Origin of the sequence: Neisseria perflava (assembly GCF_024170405.1) — a bacterium.
Lineage (GTDB): Bacteria > Pseudomonadota > Gammaproteobacteria > Burkholderiales > Neisseriaceae > Neisseria > Neisseria perflava_B.
Map to the genome: position 1 here is coordinate 22,977 of NZ_JALJYC010000009.1, position 19,027 is coordinate 42,003.

The 19,027-nt window shown below is 46.3% G+C and carries 29 protein-coding genes; all 29 read right to left on the reverse strand.

Features of this window, described 5'->3' with window-relative positions; all coding sequences use genetic code 11:
* Positions 1-41: 41 nt before the first annotated feature.
* A complete protein-coding gene (rpmJ, locus tag J2T37_RS04650; protein WP_003697674.1) occupies positions 42-155 on the reverse strand; it encodes a 50S ribosomal protein L36 in 114 nt (37 codons plus the stop codon).
* Positions 156-173: 18 nt separating this feature from the next.
* Positions 174-392 carry a translation initiation factor IF-1 gene (gene infA / locus J2T37_RS04655; protein ID WP_003684714.1) on the reverse strand — a complete coding sequence of 73 codons (219 nt, stop codon included), beginning with the start codon at positions 390-392 and terminating at the stop codon, positions 174-176.
* Between the two features lie 5 nt (positions 393-397).
* A complete protein-coding gene (gene secY, locus J2T37_RS04660; RefSeq protein ID WP_253354123.1) occupies positions 398-1,711 on the reverse strand; it encodes a preprotein translocase subunit SecY in 1,314 nt (437 codons plus the stop codon).
* A gap of 13 nt (positions 1,712-1,724) precedes the next feature.
* Positions 1,725-2,159 carry a 50S ribosomal protein L15 gene (rplO, locus tag J2T37_RS04665; RefSeq protein ID WP_253354125.1) on the reverse strand — a complete coding sequence of 145 codons (435 nt, stop codon included), beginning with the start codon at positions 2,157-2,159 and terminating at the stop codon, positions 1,725-1,727.
* Position 2,160: 1 nt separating this feature from the next.
* Positions 2,161-2,346 (reverse strand): 50S ribosomal protein L30, encoded by a 186-nt coding sequence (gene rpmD, locus J2T37_RS04670; protein ID WP_003684808.1) that lies wholly within the window; start codon positions 2,344-2,346, stop codon positions 2,161-2,163.
* Positions 2,339-2,857, reverse strand: coding sequence for a 30S ribosomal protein S5 (rpsE, locus tag J2T37_RS04675; RefSeq protein ID WP_123795173.1), 519 nt, complete (start codon positions 2,855-2,857; stop codon positions 2,339-2,341). Before rpsE ends, rpmD begins: the two co-directional genes overlap by 8 nt.
* Positions 2,858-2,874: 17 nt before the next feature.
* Entirely contained in the window at positions 2,875-3,228 is a 354-nt protein-coding gene (gene rplR, locus J2T37_RS04680) for a 50S ribosomal protein L18 (RefSeq protein ID WP_253354127.1), read from the reverse strand.
* Positions 3,229-3,241: 13 nt separating this feature from the next.
* Entirely contained in the window at positions 3,242-3,775 is a 534-nt protein-coding gene (gene rplF, locus J2T37_RS04685; RefSeq protein WP_253354129.1) for a 50S ribosomal protein L6, read from the reverse strand.
* Positions 3,776-3,788: 13 nt separating this feature from the next.
* Positions 3,789-4,181, reverse strand: a complete 393-nt coding sequence (rpsH, locus tag J2T37_RS04690; RefSeq protein ID WP_253354131.1) for a 30S ribosomal protein S8 — start codon at positions 4,179-4,181, stop codon at positions 3,789-3,791.
* Positions 4,182-4,195: 14 nt separating this feature from the next.
* On the reverse strand, positions 4,196-4,501 hold the full coding sequence (gene rpsN / locus J2T37_RS04695; RefSeq protein WP_253354132.1) for a 30S ribosomal protein S14: 306 nt from the start codon (positions 4,499-4,501) through the stop codon (positions 4,196-4,198).
* 3 nt (positions 4,502-4,504) lie between these two features.
* Complete coding sequence (gene rplE / locus J2T37_RS04700) at positions 4,505-5,044, reverse strand: 50S ribosomal protein L5 (RefSeq protein ID WP_070496111.1); 540 nt, start codon at positions 5,042-5,044, stop codon at positions 4,505-4,507.
* A gap of 9 nt (positions 5,045-5,053) precedes the next feature.
* The gene (gene rplX, locus J2T37_RS04705) at positions 5,054-5,377 is read right to left on the reverse strand and encodes a 50S ribosomal protein L24 (protein ID WP_253354133.1); all 324 of its coding nucleotides are present in this window, start codon (positions 5,375-5,377) and stop codon (positions 5,054-5,056) included.
* Between the two features lie 11 nt (positions 5,378-5,388).
* Entirely contained in the window at positions 5,389-5,757 is a 369-nt protein-coding gene (gene rplN, locus J2T37_RS04710) for a 50S ribosomal protein L14 (protein WP_066077345.1), read from the reverse strand.
* Positions 5,758-5,979: 222 nt separating this feature from the next.
* Positions 5,980-6,243, reverse strand: a complete 264-nt coding sequence (gene rpsQ, locus J2T37_RS04715) for a 30S ribosomal protein S17 (RefSeq protein ID WP_253354134.1) — start codon at positions 6,241-6,243, stop codon at positions 5,980-5,982.
* Positions 6,243-6,434, reverse strand: a complete 192-nt coding sequence (gene rpmC / locus J2T37_RS04720; RefSeq protein WP_253354135.1) for a 50S ribosomal protein L29 — start codon at positions 6,432-6,434, stop codon at positions 6,243-6,245. Before rpmC ends, rpsQ begins: the two co-directional genes overlap by 1 nt.
* Positions 6,434-6,850 carry a 50S ribosomal protein L16 gene (gene rplP / locus J2T37_RS04725; protein ID WP_253354136.1) on the reverse strand — a complete coding sequence of 139 codons (417 nt, stop codon included), beginning with the start codon at positions 6,848-6,850 and terminating at the stop codon, positions 6,434-6,436. Before rplP ends, rpmC begins: the two co-directional genes overlap by 1 nt.
* On the reverse strand, positions 6,834-7,526 hold the full coding sequence (rpsC, locus tag J2T37_RS04730; protein WP_253354137.1) for a 30S ribosomal protein S3: 693 nt from the start codon (positions 7,524-7,526) through the stop codon (positions 6,834-6,836). Before rpsC ends, rplP begins: the two co-directional genes overlap by 17 nt.
* Before the next feature lie 9 nt (positions 7,527-7,535).
* The gene (rplV, locus tag J2T37_RS04735) at positions 7,536-7,865 is read right to left on the reverse strand and encodes a 50S ribosomal protein L22 (RefSeq protein WP_253354139.1); all 330 of its coding nucleotides are present in this window, start codon (positions 7,863-7,865) and stop codon (positions 7,536-7,538) included.
* A gap of 8 nt (positions 7,866-7,873) precedes the next feature.
* Positions 7,874-8,152 carry a 30S ribosomal protein S19 gene (rpsS, locus tag J2T37_RS04740; RefSeq protein ID WP_002215422.1) on the reverse strand — a complete coding sequence of 93 codons (279 nt, stop codon included), beginning with the start codon at positions 8,150-8,152 and terminating at the stop codon, positions 7,874-7,876.
* A 5-nt stretch (positions 8,153-8,157) separates the two neighbouring features.
* Complete coding sequence (rplB, locus tag J2T37_RS04745; RefSeq protein ID WP_253354141.1) at positions 8,158-8,991, reverse strand: 50S ribosomal protein L2; 834 nt, start codon at positions 8,989-8,991, stop codon at positions 8,158-8,160.
* Positions 8,992-9,002: 11 nt separating this feature from the next.
* Positions 9,003-9,311 (reverse strand): 50S ribosomal protein L23, encoded by a 309-nt coding sequence (rplW, locus tag J2T37_RS04750; RefSeq protein ID WP_253354143.1) that lies wholly within the window; start codon positions 9,309-9,311, stop codon positions 9,003-9,005.
* Complete coding sequence (gene rplD, locus J2T37_RS04755; RefSeq protein ID WP_066077362.1) at positions 9,308-9,928, reverse strand: 50S ribosomal protein L4; 621 nt, start codon at positions 9,926-9,928, stop codon at positions 9,308-9,310. Before rplD ends, rplW begins: the two co-directional genes overlap by 4 nt.
* On the reverse strand, positions 9,928-10,572 hold the full coding sequence (gene rplC, locus J2T37_RS04760) for a 50S ribosomal protein L3 (RefSeq protein ID WP_253354145.1): 645 nt from the start codon (positions 10,570-10,572) through the stop codon (positions 9,928-9,930). The genes rplD and rplC overlap by 1 nt, the downstream gene beginning before the upstream one ends.
* Positions 10,573-10,830: 258 nt before the next feature.
* The gene (gene rpsJ, locus J2T37_RS04765; protein WP_244785050.1) at positions 10,831-11,142 is read right to left on the reverse strand and encodes a 30S ribosomal protein S10; all 312 of its coding nucleotides are present in this window, start codon (positions 11,140-11,142) and stop codon (positions 10,831-10,833) included.
* Between the two features lie 16 nt (positions 11,143-11,158).
* Positions 11,159-12,349: an elongation factor Tu gene (tuf, locus tag J2T37_RS04770; protein ID WP_253354147.1), complete on the reverse strand. Its 1,191-nt coding sequence runs from the start codon at positions 12,347-12,349 to the stop codon at positions 11,159-11,161.
* A 92-nt stretch (positions 12,350-12,441) separates the two neighbouring features.
* Positions 12,442-14,547 (reverse strand): elongation factor G, encoded by a 2,106-nt coding sequence (fusA, locus tag J2T37_RS04775; RefSeq protein WP_253354149.1) that lies wholly within the window; start codon positions 14,545-14,547, stop codon positions 12,442-12,444.
* An 18-nt stretch (positions 14,548-14,565) separates the two neighbouring features.
* The gene (gene rpsG / locus J2T37_RS04780; protein WP_253354152.1) at positions 14,566-15,036 is read right to left on the reverse strand and encodes a 30S ribosomal protein S7; all 471 of its coding nucleotides are present in this window, start codon (positions 15,034-15,036) and stop codon (positions 14,566-14,568) included.
* Positions 15,037-15,151: 115 nt separating this feature from the next.
* Positions 15,152-15,523: a 30S ribosomal protein S12 gene (rpsL, locus tag J2T37_RS04785; RefSeq protein WP_002218431.1), complete on the reverse strand. Its 372-nt coding sequence runs from the start codon at positions 15,521-15,523 to the stop codon at positions 15,152-15,154.
* A 335-nt stretch (positions 15,524-15,858) separates the two neighbouring features.
* Positions 15,859-18,927 (reverse strand): Eco57I restriction-modification methylase domain-containing protein, encoded by a 3,069-nt coding sequence (locus J2T37_RS04790; protein WP_253354154.1) that lies wholly within the window; start codon positions 18,925-18,927, stop codon positions 15,859-15,861.
* Positions 18,928-19,027: the final 100 nt, after the last annotated feature.

Consider the following 19,027-nt stretch of genomic DNA (forward strand, 5'->3'; position numbering starts at 1 on the left):
GTCACTATACCACAAAATCAGGCTTATAGGAATATACCCTATTAGCCTTGACGTTGCTTGTGACGCGGGTCAGTACAAATTACGCGGACTACGCGATTACGACGGATAATTTTGCAGTTGCGGCAGATTTTCTTTACAGAAGGTTGTACACGCATTTTTTTTCCTTTTCAGTCTTATCTTGCTCGGAACACGATACGAGCACGGGTTAAATCATAAGGCGTTAGCTCTACGGTTACCTTATCACCCGGAGAAATACGGATATAGTGCATTCGCATTTTACCGGATATATGACCTAATACGACATGGTCGTTTTCAAGCTTAACTTTAAATGTTGCATTCGGTAAGGTTTCGAGAATCTCACCTTGCATCTGTATGGTATCTTCTTTAGCCATAAGTCTTATTTACGTGATAAAGATTTCATATCTGGTCGGTTCATCAGATTTTCATACTGTTGTGACATACGGTATGAGTTAATCTGTGTGCTGAAATCCATCGTCACAACGACTAAGATCAATAACGATGTACCACCCAAATAGAACGGAACGTTTAAAGCTGTTGTCAAAAATTCGGGAATCAGACAAATAATTGTGATATACATCGCACCAAAAAGCGTCAGATGCAACACAACACTTTCTAAGTATCGAGAAGTCTGTTCACCGGGCCGAATCCCTGGTACAAAAGCCCCACTTTTCTTCAAATTTTCAGCCATTTCTTTTGGACTAAATACCAGCGCAGTATAGAAATAGCAGAAGAAAATAATTGTTGCTGCAAACAACAGTATATACAGTGACTGACCGTGCTGTAACATCCCAGCAACCTTATGCAACCAACTATTCGTATCGTTCGAACCAAACCAACTCAGCAGTGTTGAAGGAAACAGGATAATACTGGAAGCAAAAATAGGGGGAATCACACCTGCCATATTCAGCTTAAACGGCATATGCGTATTCTGAGCCTGCATCATACTGTTACCATATTGGCGTTTTGCATAATGAATCGGAATTTTACGTTGTGCACTTTCAAAAAAGACCACAATATAAATCAGCAACAATGCACCCACGACAATTGATACTGCCGTTAACATACTCATTGAACCCTGACTAGTTAGGGTCAACAATTTTGTAATACCCGAAGGGATACCTGCCGCAATACCTGCTGTAATGATAAGGGAAATACCATTACCTATGCCTCTTTCCGTAATTTGCTCACCCAACCACATTAGAAACATGGTTCCTGTGACCAAACTCACTACCGTTGAAATATGAAACTCAATCGGAGAAGCAACGACAATTCCCTGCTGATAGACAAATGTAGCAACACCGAGACTTTGTAAAATTGCCAGTAATACCGTACCATAACGTGTATATTTCGTAATGATTTTACGCCCAGCTTCACCTTCCTTCTTCAACGCTTTTAAAGAAGGTAAAATTTCAGAAGCAAGCTGCACAATAATCGAAGCCGAAATATACGGCATAATGCCAATTGCAAATATACTAAAGCGCTCCAATGAACCACCTGAGAACATATTCAACATTCCCAAGATGCCATTTCCAGCGCTTTCGTACAATTTAGCTAAAGCAACAGCATCTACACCCGGCACCGGGATGTGGGCACCGATACGAAAAACAATCAGTGCCCCCAGCAAAAACAACAGACGCTTTTTCAGATCCCCAAACTTGGACAGACCTGATGAAGATTGTTGATTAGCCACTATGATTTAAGCCTTATTCTTCAACTTTACCGCCAGCTGCTTCAATTGCAGCCTTAGCGCCTTGAGTTGCTTTAATGCCTTTCAAAGTAACGGCTTTAGTGATTTCTCCTGAAGAAATTACTTTAACATTTTGGGCATTGGCAAAAACCAAACCAGCTTGTTTCAAAGCCAACACATCAATTTCATCAACCGCAACCAGTGCCAACTCGCTTAAACGAACTTCTGCATTGGCAGCGGCAGTCAATGATTTAAAACCACGTTTTGGCAAGCGGCGTTGCAAAGGCATTTGACCGCCTTCAAAACCAACTTTATGGAAACCACCTGAGCGACTTTTTTGACCTTTATGGCCACGACCACCAGTTTTTCCCAAACCACTGCCAATACCGCGACCTACACGGCGACTAGAATGAGTAGCACCTTCAGCAGGTTGAATAGTATTCAAAAACATATTACGACTCCACTTTCAACAGGTAGCTAATTTTGTTAATCATACCGCGATTTTCAGGGGTATCCAAAACTTCGACAGTATGCTCGCGGCGGCGCAAACCTAAACCGCGTGCACAAGCACGATGAGACTCAATTGTACCAATCAGGCTTTTAACCAAAGTTACTTTGATTTTCTTTTGCTCAGTCATGGTTCGCTCCCAAAATTTCCTCTACTGTTAAGCCACGTTTAGCAGCAATATCAGCAGGAGTATATAATTTAGACAGACCGTCCAAAGTCGCACGTACAATATTGTACGGATTGGTAGAACCGTGTACTTTAGCAGAGATGTTATGGATACCCATTGCATCAAATACCAAACGCATCGGACCGCCGGCTTTTACACCGCTACCTTCTTTAGCAGGCTGCATAAAGACACGGGTCGCACCGTGACGACCAATCACTTCATGATGAATAGTACCATTTTTCAAAGGTACTTTAATCATGGAGCGACGTGCTTGATCCATGGCTTTTTGTACGGCTACTGGCACTTCTTTAGATTTGCCTTTACCCATACCGATACGACCATCACCATCACCGACAACTGTCAGCGCAGAGAAAGCCATGATGCGACCGCCTTTGACCACTTTAGTTACACGGTTTACTGCGACCATCTTTTCGATCAGGCCGTCACCGCGTTCTTCAATTTCATGTTTTGCCATCTGAAAGTCTCCGAATATTAGAAGCTTAAACCATTTTCACGTGCAGCTTCAGCCAAAGCTTTCACACGACCGTGATATTGAAAACCTGAACGGTCAAAAGCAACTTTTTCTACACCTGCTGCTTTTGCTTTTTCCGCAATACGCTTACCTACCACCGCAGCCGCTTCAACATTGCTGCCAGATTTCAGGCTGCCACGTACTTCAGCTTCCAAGGTAGAGGCTTGAGCCAATACTTTATCACCTTCAGCACTAATTACTTGAGCATAAATGTGATTATTCGTGCGGAACACGCATAATCTTACCATTTTCAAGTCCGCAATACGTGCACGGGTTTTACGTGCACGACGGAGTCGGGTTGCATGTTTATTCATTAGTGAACCTCAATTATTTTTTCTTGGCTTCTTTCATCACTACCACCTCGCCTACATAACGAACACCTTTACCTTTGTAAGGCTCAGGAGAACGGAAGGCACGGATTTCGGCAGCAACTTGGCCAACAACTTGTTTATCAGCACCAGTCAAAACAATCTCTGTTTGGCTAGGTGTTTGAACGGCTACACCTTCAGGCATTTCGTAAACGATAGGATGAGAAAAACCCAAAGACAGGTTCAAGGTCTTACCTTGAGCCTGTGCGCGGTAACCCACGCCAATCAGTTGCAGTTTTTTCTCAAAACCTTCTGAAACGCCTTTAACCATATTGTTTACCAATGCACGGGCAGTACCGGACATTGCATTTGCCTGTTTGCTGCCGTTTTTAGCAGCAAAAGTCAGTTGGCTGTCATTCAGCTCAATAGCGACATCAGCAGGCAGCGGGAAAGACAATTCGCCATTTTTACCTTTGATGACCAATGCCTCAGTTCCAAATTTTACTTCAACCCCAGCAGGAACAGTCACTGGGTTTTTTGCTACACGTGACATTTATTTTTCTCCACTAGGCTACGATGCACAACAACTCACCACCCACACCTTCGGAACGGGCTTTACGGTCAGTCATTACACCTTTAGAAGTACTAACGATAGCAACACCCAAACCGTTCATGACGCTAGGAATCTCGCTAGACGCTTTGTAAATACGCAAACCAGGACGCGAAACACGTTTGATTTGTTCGATTACAGGACGACCTGCATAGTATTTCAATTGAATTTCCAATACCGGTTTCGCATCAGCAGAAACCGCAAAATCCTCGATGTAACCTTCTTCTTTCAAAACCTTGGCAATTGCGCATTTCAGTTTAGAAGAAGGCATAGCAACCGCAGCTTTGCTTGCACGTTGTGCATTGCGGATACGAGTCAACATATCGGAAATAGGATCATGCATACTCATTATTAATACTCCTATTACCAGCTAGCTTTAACAACACCCGGAATTTCGCCACGCATTGCGATTTCACGGATTTTAATACGACCCAAACCGAATTTACGGAATGTGCCACGAGGACGACCTGTTAAAGCACAACGACGACGTTGACGCACAGGTGCTGCATTGCGAGGAATCGCTTGGAATTTCAAACGCGCTTCAAAACGTTCTTCATCAGTAGCGTTTGCATCGTTAATTACTGCAAAAATCGCTTCGCGCTTAGCTGCATATTTTTTCGCCAGAGCCTGACGTTTCAGCTCGCGATTAATAAGTGCTTTCTTAGCCATTGATTATCCTTTAAACGGAAATTTGAACAGAGACAGCAAAGCCTTGGCTTCTTCGTCAGTTTTTGCAGTAGTGGTAATAGTGATGTTTAAACCACGCAAAGCATCGATTTTATCGTATTCAATTTCCGGGAAAATGATTTGTTCGCGCACACCCATATTGTAGTTTCCGCGACCGTCAAATGATTTACCATTTACACCGCGGAAGTCACGCACACGGGGCAATGCGATAGTAATCAGACGATCCAAAAATTCAAACATCTGATCGCGACGCAAAGTTACTTTACAACCGACCGGATAGTTATCGCGGATTTTAAAGCCTGCAATCGACTTACGTGCAACGGTAACGACAGGTTTCTGGCCGGCGATTTTTTCCAAATCAGAAACAGCATGTTCCATTACTTTCTTATCCGCAACCGCTTCGCCAACACCCATATTCAGGGTAATTTTTTCAATACGTGGCACTTCCATTACAGATTTGTAGCCGAACTGCTTCACCAACTCAGGCACAACAGTGTCTTTGTAAAACTCTCTCAAACGAGCCATATTATCTCCTTACGCTCCGATGATAGAGCCGTTAGATTTGAAGAAGCGAACACGTTTTACTTTACCTTCGCCTTCAATCAGTTTAATACCGACACGGTCTGCTTTATTGGTTTCCGGATTCAGAATTGCCACATTAGAAATCGCCAACGGCATTTCTTTTGCAACGATACCACCTTCTACACCGCGCATGGGATTTGGTTTTTGATGACGTTTTACAACATTCACACCTTCAACCACAATTTTCTTACCCAATACACGAACCACTTGACCTTGCTTACCTTTATCTTTACCGGCAATAACGATTACTTGATCGCCTTTGATAATTTTGCCCATCGCTATTTTCCTTACAAAACTTCAGGTGCCAATGAAACAATTTTCATAAATCGTTCAGTACGCAACTCGCGGGTTACCGGACCAAAAATGCGGGTACCCATAGGTTCAAGTTTATTATTCAGCAAAACGGCTGCATTGTTATCGAATTTAATCAACGCACCATCCGGGCGACGTACACCTTTTGCCGTACGAACGACAACAGCATTATAAACATCACCTTTTTTTACACGGCCACGAGGTGCGGCATCTTTAACTGCAACTTTAATAATATCGCCAACCGAAGCATAGCGACGCTTAGATCCGCCCAATACCTTGATGCACATTACACGGCGCGCACCAGAGTTATCAGCCACATCTAAGATGGTCTGCATTTGAATCATGTTATTACCTTTAAATTAACCAACTTAATTTACCCTTTTCATCAGGCTCACAACTCGATTGTTGTTCACAAGATGAAACCATCACGGTTCTAGTAAACCAGTCTTGGATCCCGACGGGAAGAAACTTTCAGCAAGACACTGAAAGACAAGAAACGAAGTTTACACGCAAATTCCATTTGCTGCAATACTTCGTTTCTTATTAATGCATTACTGTCTCAAAAATTAAACAGTACGTGCCTTTTCAACCAGTTCTTTAACAACCCAAGATTTGGTTTTAGACAACGGACGAGACTCTGCAATCACCACCACATCACCAATGCCAAACTCATTGTTTTCGTCATGAGCATGAATTTTGGTAGATTGGCGGATGATTTTACCATACAGCGGATGTTTTACTTTACGTTCCACCAATACGGTTACAGTTTTGTCCATTTTGTCACTTACGACTTTGCCTTGCAAAGTACGAACGTTTTTAGCTTCGCTCATTACTTGGCACCTTTTTCAGTTAAAACGGTTTTAATACGAGCAATTTCGCGACGCACACGTTTGAGCTCGCTGGGTTTACCCAACTGGCCGGTGGCATTTTGCATACGCAAGCCGAATTGTGTTTTCAGCAAGTCAAGCAGATCAGCATTTAATTGCTCAACAGATTTGTCTTTCAATTCATTTGCTTTCATTATTGACCTACCTGTCTAACGACAAAAGTTGTAGGAATCGGCAGTTTGGCAGCAGCCAACTCAAAGGCTTCACGAGCCAATGATTCTGCTACGCCATCCATTTCGTACAATACTTTTCCTGGTTTGATTTCGGCAACATAGTATTCAACGTTACCTTTACCGCCACCCATACGAACCTGAATCGGTTTCTCAGTAATCGGCTTATCCGGGAATACGCGAATCCAAATACGACCGCCACGTTTGATGTGACGGGTCATGGTACGACGCGCCGCTTCGATTTGACGGGCAGTCAGACGACCGCGACCGACGGCTTTCAAGCCGAATTCACCGAAACTTACTTTGTTACCACGGGTAGCAATACCAGTATTACGACCTTTATGCTGTTTGCGGTATTTCAGTCTAGTTGGCTGCAGCATGACGACCACCTGCCTTTCTTTGTTTCTTCTCTTCAGGTCTAGCTGAAGATTTCACATCACCTTCAGTGTAAACCCAAACTTTTAGACCCAACACACCGTAAGTCGTGTGCGCTTCGCTGGTTGCGTAATCCACATTAGCACGCAGAGTATGCAACGGCACTCGGCCTTCGCGATACCACTCACTGCGCGCAATATCCGCGCCATTCAGACGGCCTGAGGTCATAATCTTAATACCTTTAGCACCGGCGCGCATAGCATTCTGCATAGAACGTTTCATCGCACGACGGAATTGGACGCGTTTTTCCAATTGCTGAGCAATGCTATCTGCAATGATTTGCGCATCCAGCTCAGGCTTACGGATTTCTTCAATATTCACATGCACCGGCACACCCATCAGGGCTTGCAGATCACGTTTCAGAATCTCGATGTCCTCACCTTTTTTACCGATTACCACACCCGGACGAGCGGAATGGATAGTAATACGTGCAGATTTAGCAGGGCGTTCAATGACTACACGACCAACAGAGGCATTCGCCAAGCGGGTACGCAAGTAATTGCGAACATCGATATCTTGTTTCAGAACGGTCGGAAATTCGCTGCTTTTTGCAAACCATTTAGAAGACCAGTCTTTGGTTACCGCCAGGCGAAAGCCTGTAGGGTTAATCTTTTGTCCCATAGCTTTTCCTTAGTTGCCCACTGTCACATTGATATGACAAGTTTGTTTTTCAATGCGGTTACCGCGACCTTTAGCGCGTGCTTGGAAACGTTTCAAGCTCGGGCCTTTGTCAACGAAAATGGTGACCACTTTCAGTTCGTCAATGTCAGCACCGTTGTTGTGCTCGGCATTTGCGATAGCTGATTCCAAAACTTTTTTAATCAACTCAGCACCTTTTTTCGGGCTGAAAGTCAAGATATTCAAAGCTTGGGCAACGTCTTTGCCACGAATCAAATCAGCAACCAAACGGGCTTTCTGAGCTGAAATACGGGCGTTTTTATGTTGTGCACTTACTCTCATGATTCACCTTATTTCTTTTTAGCCTTTTTATCGGCCAAGTGGCCTTTAAAGGTACGGGTCAATGAGAATTCACCTAATTTGTGACCAACCATGTTGTCGCTGATAAATACCGGCACGTGAGTGCGGCCATTGTGCACAGCGATGGTCAGACCGATAAAATCGGGCAAAATGGTAGAACGACGTGACCAGGTTTTGATCGGACGTTTGTCGTTGCTGGCACGAGCCGCATCAACTTTTTTCAACAGATGCAGGTCTACGTATGGGCCTTTTTTCAATGAACGAGCCATATCAATCAACCTTTATTAGAGTAACGACGGCGGACAATCATGTTATCCGTGCGTTTGTTATTACGAGTACGGTAACCCTTAGCAGGTGTACCCCATGGGCTAACCGGTTCACGAGCTTCACCGGTACGGCCTTCACCACCACCATGCGGGTGATCGACAGGGTTCATCACAACACCGCGTACGGTCGGACGAATACCGCGCCAACGGTTGGCACCGGCTTTACCGATTTTCTTCAGGCTTTGCTCTTCGTTACCCACTTCACCGATGGTTGCTCGGCAATCTACATGGATTTTACGAACCTCACCAGAGCGCAAACGCACTTGGGCGTATACACCTTCTTTAGCCAGCAGTACGGCAGAAGCACCGGCAGAGCGAGCAATTTGCGCACCTTTGCCAGGTTTCATCTCAATACAGTGGATGGTGGTACCAACAGGAATGTTACGAATCGGCAGGGTGTTACCAACTTTAATCGCAGCCTCAGCACCGGAAACCAATACTGCACCAGCTTGAATACCGCGAGGCGCAATAATGTAACGACGCTCACCATCCGCATAACACAGCAGAGCAATAAATGCAGTACGGTTCGGATCGTATTCGATACGCTCAACTTTTGCCGGAATACCATCTTTGTTACGTTTAAAATCGACAACACGATAGTGTTGCTTGTGGCCACCACCTTTATGACGAATGGTGATGTGACCATTATGATTACGACCGGCCGTAGAATTTTTTTTCTCAACCAGCGGTGCGTAAGGCGCACCTTTATGCAAACCTTCTGCTACGACGCGAACCATGCCGCGACGGCCTGCAGAGGTAGGCTTCATTTTAACGATTGCCATTTACTTATTCCTTATTCTGCAGCTGCAGCAGCGGCATCCAAATCCAACTCTTGGCCGGCGATCAGGCTCACATAAGCCTTTTTAACATCGCTACGACGACCCAGAGTGCGACCAAAGCGTTTGGTTTTACCTTTAATGGTAACAGTAGTCACAGAGGCAACCTGAACACCGAACAGCAGCTCAACAGCAGCTTTGATTTCCGGCTTAGTTGCATTTCCCAATACTTTAAACGTCATTTGATTGCGTTGTTCAGCCAATACGTTGCTTTTTTCAGAAACGATAGGTGCCAAAATCACTTGAGTCAAACGTTGTTGATTCATACCCATTGCTCCTCTAATTGTGCAACTGCATCTTTGGTGATGATGACTTTTTTGTAGCGCAGCAAGCTGTACGGATCAACTTGCTGGGCTTCCAAAACCAGTACATTCGGTAAGTTGCGTGAAGCCAAATAAACATTTTCATCCAGCTGTTTAGTCACAAACAGGACTTGTTCCAAACCCAAATTTTTCACTTGTTCGGCGAAAACTTTAGTTTTAGGCGTTTCAGCAGTCAGCGACTCAATAGCAAACAAACGCTCATCACGTACCAACTGAGACAAGATAGAGGCCATACCTGCACGATACATTTTACGGTTCACTTTTTGAGTGAAATTTTCGTCAGGCTTGTTCGGGAATGCACGACCACCTTTGCGCCACAGCGGAGAGGAAGTCATACCGGAACGCGCACGGCCAGTACCTTTTTGACGCCACGGTTTTTTAGTGGAGTGATTTACTTCCGCACGGGTTTTCTGAGCTCGGTTACCTGAACGAGCATTAGCCAAGAACGCAGTAACCAACTGGTGCACCAGAGCTTCGTTGTATTCGCGGGCAAACAGTGCATCAGAAACAGCCAAGCTGCCTGAAACCTGTCCTTTTGCGTCAATTACTTTTAATTCCATTACGCACCTACTTTCACGCTGGGACGTACCACGACATCACTGTTTACCGAACCAGGAACAGCACCCTTCACCAACAGCAGCTGACGCTCGGCATCAACACGCACAACTTCCAGCTTTTGAACAGTTGCTTTAGTGTTGCCGTATTGACCGGCCATGCGTTGACCACGGAATACACGCCCCGGATCTTGTGCCATACCAATAGAACCCGGCACACGGTGAGAACGGGAGTTACCATGGGAAGTACGTTGCGAATCAAAGTTATGACGTTTGATTGTACCGGAGAAACCTTTACCTTTAGAGGTACCGGTCACATCAACCAATTGGCCAACTTCAAACATGGAAACAGTGATTCCATCACCTGCTTTCAATTCAGCCAATTTTTCTTCAGTCAAAACAAACTCGACCAAACCACGACCGGCTTCAACACCTGCTTTCGCAAAATGACCGGCTTCGGTTTTATTGACACGGTTTGCTTTTTTCTGACCAAAGGTAACTTGCACGGCCGTATAGCCGTCAGTATCTTTGGATTTTACTTGGGTAACGCGGTTAGCAGACATATCCAGCACAGTAACCGGAATAGAAACGCCTTGTTCATCGAACACGCGAGTCATGCCAACTTTGCGTCCAACCAGACCTAAAGTCATGATTATTTTCCTTTTAAAGTAAAGGGGCGGGCTACGATTGGCCTGCCTTCGGACAAAATAAAACCTGATACGAATGTACCAAGTCCGCCATTATACTGCATAAGACAGAAAAATATCAATAAAAACTTAGCGTTTTGCGTAAAATGCCGTCTAAAAACAGATACACCTGCTTTTCAGACGGCATTATCGCCTTTTCAGCCGATAAAACAAAACCGAACAGCCGTAGCTGCCCGGTTTGTTTGTCTAATCTAAACCAGATTATTGGACTTTAATTTCTACATCCACACCGGCCGGCAGATCCAGCTTCATCAATGCATCGGTAGTTTTATCAGTCCAGTCAACGATGTCCATCAGACGCAAGTGCGTACGGATTTCCAACTGCTCACGAGAAGTTTTGTTCACGTGCGGAGAGCGCAGAATGTCAAAACGTTCGATTTTAGTCGGCAAAGGAATCGGGCCTTTTACCACTGCACCAGTACGTTTGGCAGTTTCTACGATTTCTTGCGCAGAACGGTCAATCAGACTGTAATCATACGCTTTCAGGCGGATACGGATTTTTTGGTTTGCCATATGTCTATATCCTTGATTAAGCGATTACGTTAGAAACAACGCCAGCACCTACGGTACGGCCACCTTCACGAATCGCAAAACGCAAACCGTTTTCCATCGCAATCGGAGCAATCAGCTCTACGGTGATTTTTACGTTCTCACCAGGCATTACCATTTCCACACCCTCAGACAAGGTAACCGCACCGGTCACGTCTGTTGTACGGAAGTAGAATTGCGGACGGTAGTTCGCGAAGAACGGAGTGTGACGACCACCCTCTTCTTTGCTCAATACGTAAACTTCTGCTTCAAATTTGGTGTGCGGAGTGATAGAACCCGGTTTAGCCAATACTTGACCGCGTTCCACTTCTTCACGTTTGGTACCGCGCAGCAGTACACCTACGTTGTCACCGGCTTGACCTTCGTCCAGCAGTTTGCGGAACATTTCCACACCGGTACAAGTGGTTTTTTGGGTGTCTTTCAGACCAACGATTTCAATCTCGTCACCCACATGGATCACACCGCGTTCTACACGACCGGTTACTACGGTACCACGACCAGAGATCGAGAATACGTCTTCGATCGGCAGCAGGAACGGTTTGTCAACAGCACGTTCCGGAGTTGGAATGTAGCCATCCAAAGCGTCAGCCAATGCAAAGATTGCGGTTTCGCCGATTTCAGAAGTATCACCTTCCAATGCTTTCAGGGCAGAACCTTTAACGATCGGGCAGTCGTCACCCGGGAAATCGTAGCTGCTCAGCAGGTCGCGAATTTCCATCTCAACCAGTTCCAACAACTCTTCGTCGTCAACCATGTCGCATTTATTCATAAACACCAAAATGTACGGTACGCCTACTTGGCGGGCCAACAGGATGTGTTCGCGGGTTTGCGGCATAGGACCGTCAGCAGCAGATACCACCAAAATTGCACCGTCCATCTGAGCGGCACCGGTAATCATATTTTTCACATAGTCGGCGTGTCCCGGGCAGTCTACGTGAGCGTAGTGGCGGGTTTCGGTTTCGTATTCTACGTGAGAAGTATTAATGGTAATACCGCGGGCTTTTTCTTCCGGCGCATTGTCGATTTGGTCGTAGGCTTTGGCCGCACCACCGAATTTTTTAGACAAAATAGTAGTCAAAGCAGCAGTCAGAGTGGTTTTACCATGGTCAACGTGACCGATGGTGCCAACGTTTACGTGCGGTTTGCTACGTTCAAATTTTTCCTTAGCCATGAGCTAATTCCTTTTCAATAAAGATCGATTAAAGAGCATTTAAGGCCGTCTGAAACATGTTCAGATTTTCAGACGGCCTATTGGTTTACTGATTAGCCTTTGCGGGCTTCAGTTACAGCAGCGGCAACGTTCGCAGGAGCTTCAGCGTATTTTTTGAATTCCATTGAGTAAGTTGCGCGGCCTTGAGTGGCAGAGCGCAGGTCGGTAGAGTAACCGAACATTTCAGCCAACGGTACTTCGGCGCGTACTTTTTTACCGCCGATACCATCGTCATCCATACCCAGTACGATACCGCGACGACGGTTCAAGTCGCCCATCACGTCGCCCATGTACTCTTCCGGAGTTTCCACTTCAACAGCCATAATCGGCTCAAGCAACGCAGGAGAAGCCTTGCGCATACCTTCTTTAAAGGCTTGAGAAGCAGCCAATTCAAACGCCAGTTGTGAAGAGTCTACATCATGCGAGGAACCGAATACCAAACGTACGCGGACATCTACTACCGGGAAGCCGGCAACCACACCGTTCGGCAGGGTGTCACGGATACCTTTGTCCACAGACGGGATAAATTCACGCGGAATCACGCCGCCTTTAATTTCGTCGATGAACTCGTAGCCTTCGCCACCCGGTTCCATCGGTTCCATTTTGATGACAACGTGACCGTATTGGCCTTTACCACCGGACTGTTTGGCGTGTTTGTATTCAGACTCGACTTCTTTGCGGATGGTTTCGCGGTAAGCCACTTGCGGCGCACCAATGTTAGCATCCACACCGAATTCGCGTTTCATACGGTCAACAATAATTTCCAAGTGCAGCTCGCCCATACCTGAAATAATGGTTTGACCGGATTCTTCGTCAGTACGCACGCGGAAAGACGGGTCTTCTTTAGCCAGACGATTCAGGGCGATACCCATTTTCTCTTGGTCGGCTTTGGTTTTCGGCTCAACGGCAACGTGAATTACCGGCTCAGGGAATTCCATGCGCTCCAAGATGATTTGTGCATTCTCGGCACACAGGGTTTCACCGGTTGCCACGTCTTTCAGACCGATGGCAGCGGCGATATCGCCAGCACGTACTTCTTCGATTTCGTCACGGTCGTTAGCAGTCATTTGCACCAAACGACCAATACGTTCGCGCGAACCTTTAACGGAGTTGATCACAGTATCACCTGATTTCAACACACCTGAGTACACACGGATAAAGGTCAAGTTACCTACGTATTTGTCGTTCATCATTTTGAACGCCAAAGCAGCAAACGGTGCATCATCACTGGCTTCGCGGCTATCCGGTTCTTCAGTACCCGGTTTTACACCTTGTACCGGCGGAATATCGGTCGGCGCAGGTAACAATTCGATTACCGCATCCAACATACGTTGTACACCTTTGTTTTTAAAGGCAGAGCCACACAACATCGGTTGAATTTCACCAGCCAAAGTACGTTGACGCAAAGCACCGATAATTTCTTCCTCAGTCAGCTCTTCGCCGCCCAAGTATTTGTCCATCAGCTCTTCGTTGGCTTCTGCAGCGGCTTCAATCATGTTTTGACGCCATTCTTCAGCGGTATCAACCAAGTCAGCCGGAATATCACCATATTCGAAAGTTACACCTTTGTCGGCTTCATTCCAAATAATGGCTTTCATTTTCAGCAGATCAACCACGCCTTCGAAGTTGTCTTCCGCACCCACCGGAATCACGATCGGTACAGGGTTGGCGCGCAAACGGGTTTTCATTTGCTCGACCACGCGGAAGAAGTTAGCACCTTGACGGTCCATTTTATTTACAAATGCCAAGCGCGGAACTTGATATTTGTTGGCCTGACGCCATACAGTTTCAGACTGAGGTTGTACACCACCCACTGCGCAGTAAACCATTACCGCACCATCCAACACACGCATAGAACGCTCTACCTCTACGGTAAAGTCAACGTGTCCCGGTGTATCGATGATGTTGAAGCGGTGCAGCGGGAATTGTTTCGCCATACCTGCCCAGTAAGAAGTTACCGCAGCAGAAGTAATGGTAATACCGCGCTCTTGTTCTTGCTCCATCCAGTCGGTAGTGGCAGCACCGTCATGCACTTCACCCAGTTTATGAGTCAGGCCGGTGTAGAACAAAATACGTTCGGTTGTGGTGGTTTTACCCGCGTCAATGTGGGCAGAAATACCGATATTGCGGTACAGGCCGATAGGGGTCTTACGAGCCATTTTAATAGCCTTTCAAAATTAGAAACGGAAGTGAGAGAACGCTTTGTTCGCTTCAGCCATACGGTGTACTTCTTCACGTTTTTTCAACGCACCGCCGCGGCCTTCGGAAGCATCAATCAACTCGCCTGCCAAGCGCAGATCCATTGATTTCTCACCGCGTTTGCGGGCGGCATCGCGCACCCAGCGCATTGCCAGAGCCAAGCGGCGTGAAGGACGAACCTCAACAGGAACTTGGTAGTTTGCACCACCCACACGGCGGCTTTTCACTTCCACGATAGGTTTGGCATTGGCAATGGCTTCGTTGAACACTTCGATGGCGACTTTGCCGGTTTTTTTCTCGATTTGCGCCAAAGCACCGTAAACGATGCGCTCGGCAACCGATTTTTTACCGTCGATCATCAACACGTTCATGAATTTGGTCAGCTCAACGCTACCGAATTTCGGATCCGGCAATATGTCGCGCTTGGGGACTTCTCTACGTCGTGGCATTTTAATTTCCTTTAATCTATTCAGTCGGGAATCATTCCCATGAATATCCATCGGATATTCACTTACTCGGCCGTTTCACACTAGGCGGCCGACGTGCCTATCAAAGCCCCAATAATTATTTAGGACGTTTCGCACCGTATTTGGAACGGGCTTGTTTACGGTCTTTAACACCGGCGGTATCCAAAGAACCGCGTACAGTGTGGTAACGCACACCCGGCAAGTCTTTTACACGACCGCCGCGAATCAGCACCACGCTGTGCTCTTGCAGGTTGTGGCCTTCACCACCGATGTAAGAAATCACCTCGAAACCGTTGGTCAGGCGCACCTTACATACTTTACGCAATGCAGAGTTCGGTTTTTTCGGAGTAGTGGTGTACACACGGGTGCACACGCCGCGTTTTTGCGGGCAGGCTTCCAGTGCGGGCACTTTGTTGACGTACACAGGCTTTTGACGGCCTTTGCGTACCAATTGGTTAATAGTAGGCATATTTTCTCGTCCTGTTGAGTGAAATACTTACCGACACCATGTCGGCAAGAGCGGAATTATAGTTTTCCGGCAAGGGTTTAGTCAAGGCATTAGCGGCTAAACTTTTTATTTTGCAACATTTTTACACCCAGATTCAGGCCAAGGCCGTCTGAAAAACAGAATAACACGGGCGTATTACCGCAAATTTTCAGACGGCCTTGCTGTTTTACCACAAGAAAACGGCATTCAACGGACTGCAGCCGTAGTGTGTACCGCAGCAATACCGTCTGAATATGCGGGATGTTCAGACGGCATGTTGGCTTTGGCGCAAAATTCAGGCGGGCGGCCGCTCCGCCCTATGCTTCAATCAGACGGATTTCCTCGTCGGTCAGGCCGTAAAGGGCGTAGACCATGCGGTCGGTGGCGGCTTCAGCGGCTGTAATCTCTGACTGCACCGCCCGTACCGCCTCTTGTTCGTCTTCAAACACAGTTTCCCATTCCAATTCGGCTTTCAGGCCGAAATCTTCAGGGCGTTTGGCTTTTTTAAGCGCTTTTTTCAATTCGGCGGCAAAAGCGGCATAATCGGACTCGTGCCAGCTTTGCAGACGGCCGCTCAGGGTATCGAGCTTGAAACGCCGCTGTATCAGGCGTTGGAAACGGGTTATTGTGTCATACAATTGGCGATTTAAACCCAACAAATTATCTGCTAATCCTTTTAGCTGTTCTAAGTTCTTCGGTATAGGGATATTCCGTAAGTCTTTAACCAAGATTTTGGGAATAGAGGTTTCAGCATTTGCCTTTGAATGCGCTTTAATGTGATACCACGTTATCAGCCTCGAATTTAAAATTACCGACAACTCCTTCAAATTTTTTGAACTTAAATCCTTATTAATAATGTTTAAAATTGAAGGCGTATTATAAAATTCCTCTTCCGTATAAACAGATTTAATTTTATAAAAATCACCCCGAGTAATTTCCATAACCAATACTCGCGGGCTGGTGAAGTATTTTTTCTCACGCGGAGCAGCAAGCCAGTCTCCATAGCTCACCCATAAATTTCCATTCCATTCGATGAAGTATCTTGAAATATCGACGCCCTTTAATTCCTTCTTATAAGTTTCATCTTTTTTGTAATCTGCGTGCCAAATCCGGTTTTTGATTGTTTCTTCAGAATGCCCACGATATTTATCATAAGGGATAAGACCTTGAGAGACATCAAACTGTTCGGACAAAACGGGAAACGACCTTAGCTTGTCAACAAGTTGAACATCATTATCTGAAAGGTACATATTTATCAAATAATCAGCATTTTTTGAAATTGTTTCATATCTGATAATGGATTCATTACTGATAATTTCTGTTCCATTTGCTGAACCCAGATGAATAATTTTCTTTGGAGAGCATTTGTTAATTTTTATGATAATTGTATCCAAATCAGCATCAGTAAATACCTTTTGCGGTAAATTAATGATTGATTCAAAGTCATAATTTAAAAGAAACTGTCTGAGCTTAAAATGTTGTTCGATAGTCAAACAAGTATATGGCACAATCAAACCAACCGAACCATTTTGCTTAACCAAATCCATTGATTTTTCAATAAAAATTGAATAACTATCTAATTTATATGCAGGGGTCTCATAATTCTCTAAATAAAATTTCTGCTCTTGCTTCTGAATCTTTGCCCCATACGGCGGATTGCCGATAATGACATCAAAGCCTTGTTTTGATGCGGTATTTCCCGATTTATCGGGGGGGGATAATTGCTTGAATACATTAGGGAATTCTTTCTCCCAATCAAAGGCGGCCTCGCCTGCGATTGCAGGGTCGCTGATGAGGCTATTGCCGCATTTGATGTTGCTGCTTAAGCTGGACAGTTTGCGGTGGGGCTGGGCGGTGCGCAGCCACAATGACAGCTTGGCGATTTCCACGCTTTCTTCGTTGATGTCTACGCCGTAGAGATTGCGCTCGAGAATGCTGTTTTCGATGTTTTGGTACACCAACTCGCCGCCGCCGAGTCGGGCGGAAAGTTCGTCGATATAGCGGTGTTCGGCAATCAGGAAATTGAGGGCTTCGTTGAGGAAAGCACCGCTGCCGCAGGCGGGGTCGCAGATGGTGAGCTGCAACAGCCAGTCGCGGTAGGTTTCGAGGGTTTTCAGACGGCCTTCGAGAATGGGGCGGTTTTTGGCGGTGGGTTTGGTGTAGGCGTAATCTTCATCATCAATCGCCAGCTCGGTTTTCTTGGCACGGCAAAGTGCGCCGACGGTCTGGTCTACGATGTATCGGGTGATATAGCGCGGGGTATAAAACACGCCGTCTTTTTTGCGCTTGCTTTGCTTTTTGTCGATGGTTTCGCCGTTGATACGGGCTTTGATTTCGTCGATTTCGTTTAATGAGTTTTCAAAGATATGGCCGAGGATGTTGACGTCGACATCGCTGTTGAAGTCATATTCGGCCAAACGCGTCAGATGGGCAAGCAATACGCTGTCGCTGATGATAAGACTGTCGAGCAGCGCGTCGGGCTTGAACAGGCCGCCGTTGTAGGCGAAGATTTCGCCGCGCTTGGCCTGATGGCCGGTATTCAGATGGTTGAAATACTGCTTGATTTTTTCATACAGGGGTTTGTCTTCGTCCAGCTCTTTGAGCTGCTGCCATTGGCCGATAATGGTGTTGATTTCGTTGGCAGGCAGCAGGTGGCGGTCTTCGGCGAAGAGGATAAACAGGAAGCGGTCGAGCAGCTTTTGCGATTTTTTGAAGAGTTCGAGTTCGCCGTATTGGGGGTTGTTGGCCACCATATCGGCAAACAGTTCGCGCTTGAAGGCGGAGTAGTCGCGGTAGAGCCGGGCGGTAATGGCCTCTTCGCGGGACACGGTTTCGCTTTTGAGACGCGCGGGCAGACCGCTTTCCAAATTATGCCGTTGCAGGCACAGCCACAGCAGGCCGAATTGCGCTTCGGTCAGGGCAAACAAATCCCATTCGAGGTATTCGACGGCGTTGTCGATATAAAAGCGCAATTTTTGAAAATTGGACACAACCACGTAGCGGCAACCGCTTTGGTTGTTTTTATAGCCGAAGGCTTGAGCCTGGATTTTGTCGAGGGCGGTGGTATCGGTGCCTTTGAGCTCGATGACGGCGATAACTTTTCCGCCGTGATGGACGGCGGCATCGGCTTTTTTGCCGTCGGTTTGGTTTTTCTGCTCGGTAATCAGGTTCCAATCGGGCTCGGGATTGATGGTATGCCCCAATACGGCGACAAACAGGTCGCGCAAAAAGCCTTCCTGATATTGCTCTTCTTTGGAGTTTCTGATGTTTTGCTGTTTGGCGGCATCATGGAAGATGGCTTGGAAGATCGCCCACTGGCGGCGGATGACTGCGGCATCCTGCTGCTTGAGGTATTGGCTGACAACGGTTTGCTGGAAGAATGACATGTTTCGTTTCCCGATGTAGGTGTTTGGCGGTATTGTAGCAAAAGCAGAATATGCCGTCTGAAAACATTGGTCTTTTTCAGACGACCTGAATCATATACAA

Coding starts and splice junctions, on each gene's coding strand:
- rplO (WP_253354125.1), bottom strand. CDS start 2,159: ATGTTTTTGAATACTATTCAACCTGCTGAAGGTGCTACTCATTCTAGT.
- rplD (WP_066077362.1), bottom strand. CDS start 9,928: ATGGAATTAAAAGTAATTGACGCAAAAGGACAGGTTTCAGGCAGCTTG.
- rpmD (WP_003684808.1), bottom strand. CDS start 2,346: ATGACTGAGCAAAAGAAAATCAAAGTAACTTTGGTTAAAAGCCTGATT.
- J2T37_RS04790 (WP_253354154.1), bottom strand. CDS start 18,927: ATGTCATTCTTCCAGCAAACCGTTGTCAGCCAATACCTCAAGCAGCAG.
- rpsH (WP_253354131.1), bottom strand. CDS start 4,181: ATGAGTATGCATGATCCTATTTCCGATATGTTGACTCGTATCCGCAAT.
- rpmC (WP_253354135.1), bottom strand. CDS start 6,434: ATGAAAGCAAATGAATTGAAAGACAAATCTGTTGAGCAATTAAATGCT.
- rplB (WP_253354141.1), bottom strand. CDS start 8,991: ATGGCAATCGTTAAAATGAAGCCTACCTCTGCAGGCCGTCGCGGCATG.
- rpsN (WP_253354132.1), bottom strand. CDS start 4,501: ATGGCTAAGAAAGCACTTATTAATCGCGAGCTGAAACGTCAGGCTCTG.
- rplW (WP_253354143.1), bottom strand. CDS start 9,311: ATGAATCAACAACGTTTGACTCAAGTGATTTTGGCACCTATCGTTTCT.
- rpmJ (WP_003697674.1), bottom strand. CDS start 155: ATGCGTGTACAACCTTCTGTAAAGAAAATCTGCCGCAACTGCAAAATT.
- rpsS (WP_002215422.1), bottom strand. CDS start 8,152: ATGGCTCGTTCATTGAAAAAAGGCCCATACGTAGACCTGCATCTGTTG.
- rplV (WP_253354139.1), bottom strand. CDS start 7,865: ATGAGAGTAAGTGCACAACATAAAAACGCCCGTATTTCAGCTCAGAAA.
- rpsE (WP_123795173.1), bottom strand. CDS start 2,857: ATGGCAAAACATGAAATTGAAGAACGCGGTGACGGCCTGATCGAAAAG.
- rplF (WP_253354129.1), bottom strand. CDS start 3,775: ATGTCACGTGTAGCAAAAAACCCAGTGACTGTTCCTGCTGGGGTTGAA.
- rplE (WP_070496111.1), bottom strand. CDS start 5,044: ATGGCTCGTTTGAGAGAGTTTTACAAAGACACTGTTGTGCCTGAGTTG.
- tuf (WP_253354147.1), bottom strand. CDS start 12,349: ATGGCTAAGGAAAAATTTGAACGTAGCAAACCGCACGTAAACGTTGGC.
- rplX (WP_253354133.1), bottom strand. CDS start 5,377: ATGGGCAAAATTATCAAAGGCGATCAAGTAATCGTTATTGCCGGTAAA.
- rplR (WP_253354127.1), bottom strand. CDS start 3,228: ATGAATAAACATGCAACCCGACTCCGTCGTGCACGTAAAACCCGTGCA.
- rpsC (WP_253354137.1), bottom strand. CDS start 7,526: ATGGGACAAAAGATTAACCCTACAGGCTTTCGCCTGGCGGTAACCAAA.
- rpsJ (WP_244785050.1), bottom strand. CDS start 11,142: ATGGCAAACCAAAAAATCCGTATCCGCCTGAAAGCGTATGATTACAGT.
- rpsQ (WP_253354134.1), bottom strand. CDS start 6,243: ATGAGCGAAGCTAAAAACGTTCGTACTTTGCAAGGCAAAGTCGTAAGT.
- rplP (WP_253354136.1), bottom strand. CDS start 6,850: ATGCTGCAGCCAACTAGACTGAAATACCGCAAACAGCATAAAGGTCGT.
- infA (WP_003684714.1), bottom strand. CDS start 392: ATGGCTAAAGAAGATACCATACAGATGCAAGGTGAGATTCTCGAAACC.
- rpsG (WP_253354152.1), bottom strand. CDS start 15,036: ATGCCACGACGTAGAGAAGTCCCCAAGCGCGACATATTGCCGGATCCG.
- rpsL (WP_002218431.1), bottom strand. CDS start 15,523: ATGCCTACTATTAACCAATTGGTACGCAAAGGCCGTCAAAAGCCTGTG.
- fusA (WP_253354149.1), bottom strand. CDS start 14,547: ATGGCTCGTAAGACCCCTATCGGCCTGTACCGCAATATCGGTATTTCT.
- rplC (WP_253354145.1), bottom strand. CDS start 10,572: ATGACTTTAGGTCTGGTTGGACGCAAAGTTGGCATGACTCGCGTGTTC.
- rplN (WP_066077345.1), bottom strand. CDS start 5,757: ATGATTCAAATGCAGACCATCTTAGATGTGGCTGATAACTCTGGTGCG.